Origin of the sequence: Chitinophaga sp. S165 (genome assembly GCF_003182155.1) — a bacterium.
Lineage (GTDB): Bacteria > Bacteroidota > Bacteroidia > Chitinophagales > Chitinophagaceae > Chitinophaga.
Genome location: NZ_QGTG01000001.1, coordinates 1995178 through 2008112 on the forward strand (window position 1 = coordinate 1995178; position 12935 = coordinate 2008112).

The window sequence follows — 12935 nt, forward strand, 5'->3', positions numbered from 1 at the left end:
TTTACTTTTTAAAAGTTCTGATCAATGTTACATACCCCTTAAAGACTTCCCATTCTGCGTTCGCATTACGCTTTATACGCAGCAGGTAGTAATAAGTACCCTCATTCAGGCCCTCACCTTTCCAGGTGTTCTGGTAACCTTTCTGACGGTACACCTCATTTCCCCAACGATTAACAATGATCAGCTCATTATCATAATATTGGTTCAGGCCTCTTATTTCGAAATTGTCATTTTTACCATCTCCGTTCGGAGTAAACAGGTTAGGTACATTTACGGCAGATGATGTGATTGTTATGCTTACTGTCGCAACGTTGGAGAATACCCCGTTGGCATCGGCAACACGATACGTAAAGACATCCTCTCCTGAATAACCGGTAGCAGGTGTATAAACAACCGTGCCATCCTCCTTAACGGTTACTGTACCATGCGAAGGCTGTGCGATGATCTCAACAGATCCTTCGTCAAGTGCGGAAGTACCTGCTTTATCATTCACCAGCACCTCAATGGTTACCGGTGTATTCGCCTTAGTTTCCACCTTATCATCCACAGCAACAGGTGCATTTACCTTCGGTGTAACGGTGATGTTTACGGTTACAGTTGTAGTACCGCCTTTGCCATCGCTGATAATAACAGTAAAGCTGTCGTTACCGGAATAACCCGCAGCAGGTGTATATGTATAGGTACCATCAGGATTTACAACTACTGAGCCATGCGCAGGATCGGTGCCTTTGGTGAAGGTCAGTGCATCACCGTCAGGGTCAGTACCAGTTACATTACCGTTTACGGGTTTGTCCTGCTCGGTTGTCTTGGTATCGCCGGTGCCCGTTGGAGGGTTATTACCCGGAACAACCGGGTTTACAGTGATATTAACTGTAACTGTTACGGTACCACCTTTACCATCACTGATAATAACCGTGAAACTGTCGTTACCTGAATAACCAGGATCCGGTGTGTAAGTATAAGTACCATCAGGATTTACCACTACTGAACCATTCGCAGGATCAGTTCCTTTCGTAAAGGTCAATGGGTCGCCATTAGGATCGCTACCTGTTACGCTACCACTCACTGGCTTATCCTGGTCGGTTACTTTAGTATCACCGTTACCGGTTGGTGGATCGTTTGCAAGTGTGAATGTCAGGGTAATTGTCTTCGTGTCCTGCTGGTTACCACCGGCGCCCATGTTACCGTTATCGTCGATATTTACTGTTACGATAACAGATGCCGGCGGATTATCTACTGAAGTATAGCTAAGACCATTGGCCTGAATAAATGCGTTGATATCTGTGATCTTACCATCTAATACCAGTGCCGCAGGTGTACCACTCACAGTCACACCATTACCAGATACAGCACTGAGGGATCCAGACGGAGCCGAAATAGTCACTTTCACAGAAGCTGTCCCTGCATCAATATCCGCAAAGGAAATACCCGGCAACGCTGTTTTCACTTCCTCATCCAGGTTCTGGCCTGCAGGAACTGTTGCCACCGGCGCATCATTTACAGGATTGATGGTAATAGTCATAGTAGCGGGTGCAGTTGCATACTCACTGCCGTCGCTGGCCACCCAGTTGAAACTGGTAGTTCCCCACCAGTTAGCATCCGGAACAAACGTGATGTTGGCCAGATCAGCAGCCGCTATCTCCTGACCGATGGTGATCGGCGTACCATTCAGTTGTAAGCTACCATGCAACGGCAGGGAAAGCACCTTGATCTTATCCAGCGGATTATTGTCAACGTCTGTATATTTTCCGGTGAAGTCAGTATTATTAAAGGCCAGTGTATTGTCCTCATCGCCAGTTACATTACCATTGGAAACGGTCGGCAAATGATTCACTTTAACCGTAACAACAAAGGTATAATCTGCTCTGTCTGCGTCCGCATCACTATTCTGAATAGTAATGGTAGCAGTATAAACACCTGCTGCCTGAGAAGCCGGATCGAAGCGTACCTCGAAAGGAGTAGCAGCGCTGGCACTTAAAGAAGTAGTAGCAGGTTGCGTTGCAATTACAAAACCAGGATCACCGCTGATGCTCACCAATGGTGTACCTATCAGTGTCAATACACCGGTACCAGCATTCTGCACATTGAAGGTGTGTGTAATCGTAGTACCGGTAGTTGATCCGAAATCAGTTCCGTTTGCCGTATTTGTTGTAGTACTGTTATCGGCTATCGAAATACTGTTACCGGTTACATCTGCAATTGGCTGCGTCAGTATTTTAATAGTGGTATTAGCAGCAGGTCCGTTCTCAACACCATCATTCAGAACGATCGTGATGTTACGGTCTGTCAGATTTGGTGTTTTGTTCGAGTTTAAATATTCGAGCAACTTGATTGCGGCTATATAGTCAGCCTGTGAAGCCTGTCCGGACAGCGTAACCACACCAGTGCCATCACCGGAAATAGTGATACCAGCAGGTAATGCACCATTCAGCTGAATGCCTTCCTGACCGGCATTCAGGATATTTGTTAGCGTGATCGTAGCGCCATAAACATCACCGCCATCAGGATCTATCGCCGATAAGTCGTTGTCTACGATCTTTGCACCGGTGGTGCTACCGGCAGTAAAATAGTTCAGGTAAGCGTAACTGCCACCCGCTCCGGAGCTATGGTCAGGATCCGGATCAATGACCGGGCAGTTATTTACGTTGATCGTTCTGGTAATAATATTATTATCGTAAAAACATTCTTTATAGTAAGGGTTCTGCGTAGCCAGTGATGCCAATGTAAATGGCGTACCCACAGCATTACCTACACCTCCCGGAACGAAACTACCATCATCATTGATGATAACGGTCAGGTCTATGTTCAGGTCAGGATAACTGTTAAGGCTCAAGTCAAAGCTGAAAGGTTTACACTCTCCCATCTTTATTTGCTGATCGAATGAGCTTACATAAAGGAGCTTTGCCGCAGGGTTTGTAGTTGGGTCTCCATCATAAAAGGCAACCGGCATGCCTCCGGTAGCATTACCTGAACCTGGGTTACATACTTCAACATTCACTTTTACCGTTTCACAGGAGCCTCCTTTTGTGAAGGTTATATTAGAAGTATTAAATGCAACGTCAGGACGAGCGCCGAAGAAGTCGGTCGACATCAGGAACTGGTAATCCCTTTGGGCTGAACCTGCTCTATTCGTAACCGTTAACTCACTTTTATCGGCAGACAATTTGAACCTAAGATCGTATGTTGACGCCAGGGGGGATTTAGCACCGACTACGCTTATATGGTCGCGTGCATTTGAACTGTCGAGGGGCAGATCCTTAAATGCATAGTTATCATCACGTCTGCCACTTGAATAACCCACTTGCTGGAAATAGTAACCTGTAGCAGTTTCTGCTACCAGATCAATGTATCCATACACCGCCACCGGATTCTCATTACTTTGAATACTTGAGTTCGTGGCATTCGCATTTTCATTGAAATATATAAAATTAGTTCCCGAAGGGATCTTAAACGTCTTGGCCACGCCCTCGGTCGGATAAGACTGAGCTGCGACGAACTTGGTGTCAGAATCAATAAATTCAGCACTCATTCCCTGCCCTACCCTTTTATAAAATTCAATTACATATGAATCATCAAAATCACGGGCATAGAAATCATTCCTTCTGATAATCAAATTTGTTCCGTTAACATAGATCCTGGGGTCGTATAAACCAACAGCGCCCGGATTAACGTTTTTAGCTGCATAATCTCCCGTAGCATTCCCCGAACCGATCAAATCCCCATTGTATGTACTATTCATATCGCTAACTACGTAGGTAGACCTTCTGTCATCTGTTCCTCCGTTTGCGAGCGTAACAAAACCATTTGTCAATCCGGCATCCAGATCAATCGTAATACGTATGTTGGCATACCCTTCTTCCAGACCATTTTTATTTATGAAATCCGTAGTATCGAGAGGGCTTGCATTGACTCCTTTTCCCGAAATGGTAATCACACTGGCGCCAGCAGGTATAGGAATTACCAGGTCGCTGTTAATAGGATCAGGACCATGCTCGAGTGCACGGACCAGTGTTGGCAGCGGATCAAAGGAATTGGTAGCAGGAGAAAGATACTCTACATAATAAGAAGAATGGATCGCTGTCGCATTTTCCGTAATGGTCAGTGTTGAACCTGTAATAGAGAAATTCACATTATTCAGATCAGGCGCCTTATCTCCTAACTTGCTGGCATCCGGGATTTGTGCACCCAGGGCAACATTTTTCCAGCCATACACATTCGTGCCTGTGCCATTGTTGATCGTGCTCTTTGCATAGTTGACAAAACCGGAAGAAGTAGCAGAGGCCATATCAATGATAGCACTGATCGAAATAAAATCTTCATCCGCCCTTTCAAAATCGTCGCCTCCCGTAGGTATACCCGTTTCGGAAGATACAAACACCGCAATTGACTTGGTGCCTGCAGGAATAGTAAAAGTCGGTGCAGCGCCGCCTGGAGCTCTGTACTTCGTTTCTACGCCTAAAATGTTTGCTTTTTTTCCGCCGGTAGGGCTACAGGGGCTGTAGGGCAACTGACTGAATACAAAGAAAGGCAAGAGTATTAAGCTCGCGCTTAACAAGACTCTGATGAAATGTGATTTCATAGGTACAACAAAATTTTACAGCCGCAGCAGGCTGCATCTTCACAGATATAAAGAGTTTGTGCAATTGCTACTTAAATAAGTAAGCGAATACTGATTACTATTTACCGAACAACGCCCATTAAAATTAAAAAACGCCGAAAACAAACAATCTACATAGCAATTTCACGAGATCAGCGCGCAAATATACTCATATATGCTAATATTTTATGAAAAGAAAAAGACAAGCCTCTTTTCGAGACTTGTCTTAACCCAAATTTAATTTACTATTTTCTACAACGTTTCTTCGTACACGTTACCAAACCTGTCGGTAGCTTTTACTGTGATCTTCTTCGCTTCTGCAGATGGTTTCGCAAAGAACATATGATCATTCAGCGTAGGCTCTACGAACTTGTGCTTCTTCGGTAACTGCGGACCTGCATACAGCTCAACAGCCCATGGGTCATACGCTACGCGATGCTCCATCTGGCCTTTCAGCACGCCGTCTTCATACCATTCCACTTTCCATTTATTGTCCCAGTTCCATACGTTGGCTGATATTTCATCCGGCGATTCCTTCACTTTTCCTTTAGGATAAACGCGAAGCTGCTTTTCTTTCGGCATACCGGTAGATTTATAATACCATTTGATATCAGAACCATCTACATCATACACGCCGTAACCGCTAGGTGTACCATCGCCACAGACAGGGCCTGTCCACCAGGCGCCACAAACGGTACCATGATTATGCTCCATGATGTCGCCTTCTTCCCAGTTATCGTTGAAGTGAGTATGACCACTCATGATATGCACCTTGTAAGGAGCCAGCATTTTGTACAACTGTTTCCGGTTGGCCACAGTACCTCCGCCGATTTCTTCCGGTTTTCCTGCTCTTCTTTGTGCGCCAGTGAAAGTGGGGATATGTGTGCTTAATACGATCGTACTGCCTGATTTTACATTGGCAAGGTCCTGCTCCAGCCATTGCAGCTGGTTTTCGGTGATATAACCAATGTAGCTTTTCGCAGCGCCGACAAAGAATACATCATCCAGTACTACATAATGGATCTCTCCCCTATTGTAAGAATAATACGTAGGACCAAACTGCTTTTTGAAAGTATTGGCAGATCCGTCATCAGTACGGGCCTCAATGTCCATGTCATGGTTACCGATCACATTAAAGAAAGGAATACCTGACAGGGCAACTGCCTGCTTATAGTCAGCGAACAATTCGAATTCATCCCATACCAGGTCTCCACAACCAATACCATGGATCAGTGTATCTTTTGAATACGACTTCACCAATGCCTGCAGGTCAGGTACTGACTGGCTCATTAATAGTTCCACATCCTTCTTTGATTTCATCTGCGGATCAGCCCATACAACAAAGGTATGTTTGCGATCGTCCACGGTCAGTTTCTCCAGGGAGAAATCATTTTTATAGGAGTTGTTGTCTTTAGTCAGCTGTCTGTAGAAATTGGCGATCCCTTTCTCTTCCGGGAAAGCATAACCCGATGGCACGCTGATATAGACAAATTCGGCTGTTGCGTTACTCTGTAATTCATACTGACCATTTTTATCGGTCAGCACGATATTAATACCATCTGTTACCTGTACACCTGGAATACCCTTTCCTTTGTTGTGTACCTTTCCCTTCAGGGTGATATTAGAGAGATCGATATTTCCCCGTCTGAATAATGGCTTTGCGTTCAGCATCACCGAAGGCACTGTCAACAATGACCCGGTAATACCTAAGTTCTTCAAGAAGTTTCGTCTGTTAAGCGTCATAGCTGTTAATTTTTACTTTTGAGTATGGTAGCTCCTTCGCCTTCAATCTCTGAAATAGCGGAAGTTTTGGTCAGCAGGAGATTTGTCTGCGTTCTTACTCTTGACCATTTCCCCAGGGTAAGGTCATAAACACCACCCAGCTTATAGAAATAGCCCAGGTCAGCAGTATTGTAAGTGAGGCTGAGCAAATTAGAGCCTTGCCTGTAGAAAGGCTGAGAGGCTCCTGTAAGCGGATCAACCGTATCGTAGAAATCTGTATTGGCAATACGATATCCTTTTCCACCAGAGTATAAGCTACCACCTGTAGAAACGAAGATCACATCCACAGGTTTAGAATCTGCCGTAACAGTAGAATCTTTAAATACAGCTACGCCTGAAGCATTACCGCTATTGGCAAATAAGCCGCCCGTTTTTAGACCAAAGCCATCGCCGTCGTTAGTAGTATAGTCTAATGTCCTGATCCAGTTGCTGGTGCTCATGCTGGTAGATCCGGAACCATTGATCATTTTATTAGTGCCTCCAACATAGAAGAAAGTGCCTTTAGCAGCTTTGCCCTGGCTCAGACTGAATTTGTATGTACGCATATCTCCGGTTGCCCAGCCTTTAGCGGGAGCGCCAGTTGGCGTAGATGCATTGGCATTATTGGTAACAACCACTGCATAAGGAGTTGTAGCAAAATCGATATCTTCCGTCGCCATCATCTGCACATATTCATAGTTACCATCTCCTCCCTTTACATCCGCAATAAAACCGGTAATGATGACAGGCGCTATTTCCATCACAGGGCTGAGCGGCATTACATCTTCTCCTTTACGCACCCTGTATTGCGGTATCCGCTGGCCGTCAGACCCGGTTGTACTAAAGAGGATACCGATATAGTTCGCGTTGATCAAAGCGGATTGCTGTGCGAACGATGCAGAGCTTTCGGTATGCAATGTGATATTATCGAAGCCGTCATTCAGTATTTTATCTCCTGACAAAACAGCGTTTGTTTCAGGTAAAGGATCAAAAGTACCTTGTACGATCACTGACAAGGTGCTCTCATAGTCGTCGGGATTAGCTACCATCAGGTTGCTTGTTACTGTAGGAATAGGAACAGCATTGCCGGTGGACACTACTTTAATGTCTTCCTTTTTAATGCCTGTAAGCTCCAGAATGCCATCTACCCTTTTCAGCACAGCACCTTCCACGGGAATGACTACAGAATCTCCAGGTGCAAAATCGGCAGCCGCCGCTCCCAGCGAAATGGAGATACCACGTAGCAACGATAAGCGGCGCGCATCCTGTACTACCAGTAAACCTTCCGGAATGTTACCTCCGGAATGATCTGATACAACTACTGCAGCAATAGTGGTAGAACCCTTCATGTTCTCCCTGGTCAGTGTTACATCATATCCCTTGTATATGTTCCTGATATCAAAGAGCGCTATATAAGGGCTGATCTCTCCACCAGGATAGGTATCTTTTTTACATCCCCATAAGGAGATCAACGACGATAAGAAGAAAGCGTATATTAAGAATTTTTTCATGACAGTATTTTTGATCACTGATATCAATTATGGTTTTTGCCACCAAACCTGTGTATAGATCTGATCAGGCCCCTGATTGGCGATAGCCAGCTTATAATTTGTAGGATTGGTAGATTGCACGTATACAGGATATACCATCCTTGCAGGCATGACGCCATTGTTCTTCAATCCTGCTCCTTTCGGTAATATCGGATGACCTGTACGGCGATACTCAAACCATTGCTGCAGGTCTACCAGGAACAATGCATAATATTTCTGTAAGTGGATACGTTCCATCTTATCTTCAAACGACAAGTTATCATCCCACTGAATGTGTGCCGTCGTCAGGAAGTCTTTTATTTTCACCGGCCATTTAGGCAACCAGAGCGTAATGCTGTTCAGGGCTCCGTCATTATAATATGTTTCCGCAGAACCTTTGATCCATCCCTTCACTGCTGCTTCCGCCAGGATGAACTTCAGCTCTGCATAGTTCATCATTATTCCTGTCAATGGCTCTGTCATCAGAGACGACTTAGACGTATTGGAATAGAAGTAAGATTTCTTCACAGGGTTCTCTCCTGGTGCATAACCACTCGGAATACCTTCGTAGCTACCTGAATAAGGAGCAATTCCCCAACGGTTAATGCTATTGGTACCATAGGTCGGGATATCGATACGGGGATCATCCCACGTCCACAAATGATCTATAAAGAAACTGGCCAGTCCCGGCTGTCTGAAGTCCTGTTCCCTTACAGCTAAATAAGGAGAAGAAAAAGGACCAAAGCCTGTCCATTTCAGGATAGCCGATTCATCATTGCTGGCCATGATGGAATAAGTCTCTACAATCTGCTTGATCTTTGCTTTGCAGAATTCAGCCATTTCAGGTTTAGCTGAAACTCTCATCAGCAACCTCAAATAAAGTGAGTTGCCGAACTTACGCCAGTTAGCTACAGTACCACCGTATACAGGATCACTGGAAGCAAGTATCTCTGTACCTGTACCCAGATATACGTTGGCAGTGTCCAGCTTTTTGAAGATATCTGTGTAGATATCCTGCTGTTTGTCAAACCTCGGCTCATAAATACCGCTATCTTTTGCCAGGTTGGATTCAAAATATGGTACATCGCCATAAGTATCTGTTAGTATAGAATAGATCCAGGACTGGCAGATCAGGGAGATGCCCATATAAGATTTGTTATAGGTCAGTTCCTGGCTGGCAGCCTTGTATATATCCTTAAAGTTGGTCAGTTCTGTATACAGTCCGTTATAGATCGCATCTGATACACCGGGACGATAGTCATACCTGAATACCCTTCCTTCTGCATCGCTGGGATCTACCGTCACCTGCATCAATTCATTATTGAAGCTACGGTTACGCAGCATAACGGTTGTAAGAGAACCTACCAGCGCTGGTGCCAGTAGCTGCTCCGGCAAAGCCGTAGGCGTGCCATTCGGATCTGTATTTATTTCGGTGAAGTCTTTGGTACAGGAAGAAAGCATGACGCTGCTAACCAATACCAGGCTTGTTATTGTATATATGATCTTCTTCATTGTTTCTAGAATTAGAGTGCGAGCACCAGGTTAAAGCCAATTGTACGGGTGGAAGGGAACTGCCCTATTTCAAAACCCTGCACGATGTCGGAACCATTCAGTGTACCGAATTCAGGATCGAATATTGGCCAGTCGGTCCAGATAAACAGGTTACGGCCGTAAACACCCAATGTTGCACGCTGGAAACCGATGCGTTTAGCGAACTTAGGATTCAGTGTATAGTCAAGACGTGCTTCCCTGAATTTCACAAAGTCAGTACGGAAGGTGCTGCCTTCTGCGTTGTCTGTACCAAAGTGAGAGCGGTAGTATTCGTCAATATCAGTAGCGATCACGTCGTTCTTTCTGAACTTACCATTACCATCATCGACTACACCGTTACCTATGATGCCACTATAGCGGCCTGGTAATGTATTGGTCGTCTTACCCTGTTCTGCAAGTTTATAGTGTGTCAGGGAATGTGCTACCCCACCATACTGTGCATCGAACAACAGGTTCAGATGGAATTGTTTGAAGTAGAAGTCATTGCTGAAACCCAGCTTCCATTTAGGGATGGTGTTACCCAGGTATTTTACGCCTTCTGTGAGCAATGCAACACCTGTTTTGTTGTCATAGATAATCTGCCCGTCGGGAGCACGTTTGTAACCTCTTCCATACAGGTCGCCCATACTTCCTCCTGTCTGTGCTACCAGCTGGCCACCGCCTACAGGCCCTGTATACAGTACCAGGGAGCTATCTACCAGTCTTTCGATCTTATTACGGTTTGATGAGAAAACGATATTCGTGTTCCATTTGAAACCGCTCTTTGTTGATATAGGCGTTCCGTTTAATGCCAGTTCAATACCAGTGTTGCTTACCTCGCCTGCGTTTATGAGGATAGTGCTGTAACCTGCAGCACGGTCAACAATACGCTTCAGGTGCTGGTCCTTGCTTCGTCCTCTGTATACGGCCAGGTCAAAACCTGCACGGTTGTTAAGGAATTTAGCGCTGGCACCTGCTTCATAAGATGTAGTTCTGAGTGGTCTCAGGTTAGGATTAGCCAATAGCGTAGGGTTTTCCAATCCACCGCTATACAGACTGCCGGCTGATAAATAGCTGTATGCAGTGAGGTAAGCAGTCGTACCTCCACTACCTACACCGGATGCAGAAAATCTCACTTTTGCAAAATTTACGGCCTTCGGCATCTTAAATGCTTCTGAAAGAACGAAGCTCAGGTTAGCAGATGGATAAAAGAAGCCGGCATTGGCGGTACGGCTGGGTGTAGCCAGTGTACTGGTCCAGTCCTGACGTCCTGTGAGGTCGAGGAATACATACTCTTTATAGCTCATCGCCAGCAATCCGTAGAAGCTGTTGATATTATACCTGCTTCTCTGAGGGATGGTTACCAGCGGACCTGCTGCATTCGCCATAGTATAAACACCAGGGAAAGTCAGGGAGTCTGCACGCACTTCATCTTTGTTGTAGGTATTCTTCAACGTACTTCCACCCGCGGTTACGGAGAAGTCGAAGTCTTTTGAGACCCTCTTTGAATATTTCAGCAGGAAGTCACTACTCGCTTCCATAGCAAAAATGCTTTGTGTACGATAGCTACCTCTTGGCAGTTTTGCACCGGCGTCGTACGGACGTTTCTGTGAACGCTGCTCATACGCAAAGTCAACTGAGGTCCTTACCTGGAAACTCAGCTCTTTGGTTATATTGTAAGTCGCCTGTACGTTACCTGTGATGCCATGACGGTTAGTTCCGTTCAGGAATTCATAAGAAACCGCGTATGGGTTTTCCGGGAAGGAACTGAAAGGATATTTGATGGCTTTATTTTCCTGACCATTTGCCCAGTAGTTTCTAAGCCAATCCAGATTTGCATTCGGCTGCCAGAAAATGTACCAGTACATCAGCGACTGGTTTCCATAACCGGAACCTGGCAGGTTATCACTCCATTTGTTGGTATAGTTTACCTTGGAAGATATCTGCAGTTTGTCATTTACTTTTGAGTTAACAGACATGGCCACCGTGTTACGTTTGTAGCCAGTATTAGGCACGATCCAGTCGTTATCGACATTAGTAAAAGAGAAACGGGCAGTGGTCTTATCAGTACCCCCATCAAGGCTGATGGAATTCGTCAGGGTCTTTCCCGTCTCAAAAAATCGTTTCATCTGATCTGGATATGCAACCCAGGGCGTTTTTTCCTTACCCTGTGCCTGCGTTACCGGATCGTACTGGTAGAACATTTGTCCATCGAAACGCGGACCATAAGCAGAACTCGTACCACTGGTACTTGCCTTACCGTCAGAAGCGCCATAGGAATAATAATTGGACCCGTCCAGGCCCTGTCCATATTCATATTGAAGGTCCGGCCAACGGTTCACAGATTCCATAGATGCATTAGAGTTAAAAGTAACACCCAGTCCTTTTCTCTTATTGCTACCTGCTTTGGTTGTAATGATCAATGCACCATTGGCGCCACGGCCTCCATACAATGCTGCTGCGCCGGGGCCTTTTAAGATCGTAATAGACTCAATATCTTCAGGGTTGATATCATTCAGACCACTACCATAATCGGCAGGCATATTATCACTACCTGTGCCATAGGAAGACTCGCCCGTTACCGCACTACGGCGGCCACTGCTCTGGTTGATCACCACACCATCCACTACTATCAGTGCTTCATTATCACCACTCAGATTGCTTTCTCCACGCAGGATGATCTTGTTGGAACCGGTAGGGCCAGCATTGGACCTTACCATATTAAGACCAGCTACTTTACCAGACAGCGCGTCTGTCCAGTTGCCGGAGATAGCATCCGTCAGCTGTTCATTCTTTATTACGGTCGTAGCATAACCCAGTGCCTTTTCATCACGTTTGATACCAAGCGCAGTGGTCACTACTACTTCATTCAGGGATTTTGCATCAAGCGCCATCTGCACATTCAGTGACTGTGTTTCAGTTACAGATATAGAGCGGCTGGTATATCCCATGAAGGAAAATACCAGGGTAGTACCAACACCAGGCACAGAAATAGTGTACTGTCCATCGTTATTAGTGATAGAACCTCTTCCACCACTTTTCGGGCGTACAAATACACCGATCAGCGACTCCCCTTTTTCGTCTGTCACTTTACCGTGGATCACGATGTCCGCCTGTTTGCGCATGATCACAAAGGTGTTGCCGTTGCGTACAAACTGATAATCAGTTGTGCGAAGCGCAGCTCTCAGAATTTCAGTAACAGTAGCTGCTTTCATATTCACTGACACCTCTACATTGCTGTTCACTTCATCTTCGCTGTGATTAACGAGGAAGGATGTATTCTTCTGAATAAACCGGAACACATTTTTAAGTGGCTGGTTCTGTATTGCAATGTCCAGCTTTGGTTCATTAGATTGTGCGTTGACAGATGACACGAATGCCGTAAGAAATAACAGTACTAAGAGCCCCGCAGATCTGATCATACCTTTCAGTTGCGGACAGCAATTCCCTAGCGGGCCACCCCGCCTATTTGTACTTTTGTCCATTCATTTAAAAATTTAGCTTTTGTACCGAATTTT

At 45.4% G+C, this 12935-nt stretch carries 5 protein-coding genes; all 5 read right to left on the minus strand.

The genetic code is table 11. The features are described 5' to 3' along the window. Position 1: 1 nt before the first annotated feature. Positions 2 to 4579, minus strand: a complete 4578-nt coding sequence (locus C7475_RS07240) for an Ig-like domain-containing protein (RefSeq protein ID WP_110052627.1) — start codon at positions 4577 to 4579, stop codon at positions 2 to 4. Positions 4580 to 4849: 270 nt separating this feature from the next. Continuing rightward, complete coding sequence (locus C7475_RS07245; protein ID WP_110052628.1) at positions 4850 to 6340, minus strand: calcineurin-like phosphoesterase family protein; 1491 nt, start codon at positions 6338 to 6340, stop codon at positions 4850 to 4852. Between the two features lie 5 nt (positions 6341 to 6345). After that, positions 6346 to 7869 carry a DUF5689 domain-containing protein gene (locus C7475_RS07250; RefSeq protein ID WP_110052629.1) on the minus strand — a complete coding sequence of 508 codons (1524 nt, stop codon included), beginning with the start codon at positions 7867 to 7869 and terminating at the stop codon, positions 6346 to 6348. Between the two features lie 27 nt (positions 7870 to 7896). Then, a complete protein-coding gene (locus C7475_RS07255) occupies positions 7897 to 9399 on the minus strand; it encodes a SusD/RagB family nutrient-binding outer membrane lipoprotein (protein ID WP_110052630.1) in 1503 nt (500 codons plus the stop codon). Positions 9400 to 9410: 11 nt separating this feature from the next. Continuing rightward, the gene (locus C7475_RS07260) at positions 9411 to 12839 is read right to left on the minus strand and encodes a SusC/RagA family TonB-linked outer membrane protein (RefSeq protein ID WP_233259780.1); all 3429 of its coding nucleotides are present in this window, start codon (positions 12837 to 12839) and stop codon (positions 9411 to 9413) included. Positions 12840 to 12935 lie beyond the last annotated feature (96 nt).

Bases quoted from the DNA above. Each gene is read 5' to 3' on its own strand.
- C7475_RS07255 (WP_110052630.1), bottom strand. From the start codon at position 9,399: ATGAAGAAGATCATATATACAATAACAAGCCTGGTATTGGTTAGCAGC.
- C7475_RS07260 (WP_233259780.1), bottom strand. From the start codon at position 12,839: ATGATCAGATCTGCGGGGCTCTTAGTACTGTTATTTCTTACGGCATTC.
- C7475_RS07250 (WP_110052629.1), bottom strand. From the start codon at position 7,869: ATGAAAAAATTCTTAATATACGCTTTCTTCTTATCGTCGTTGATCTCC.
- C7475_RS07240 (WP_110052627.1), bottom strand. From the start codon at position 4,579: ATGAAATCACATTTCATCAGAGTCTTGTTAAGCGCGAGCTTAATACTC.
- C7475_RS07245 (WP_110052628.1), bottom strand. From the start codon at position 6,340: ATGACGCTTAACAGACGAAACTTCTTGAAGAACTTAGGTATTACCGGG.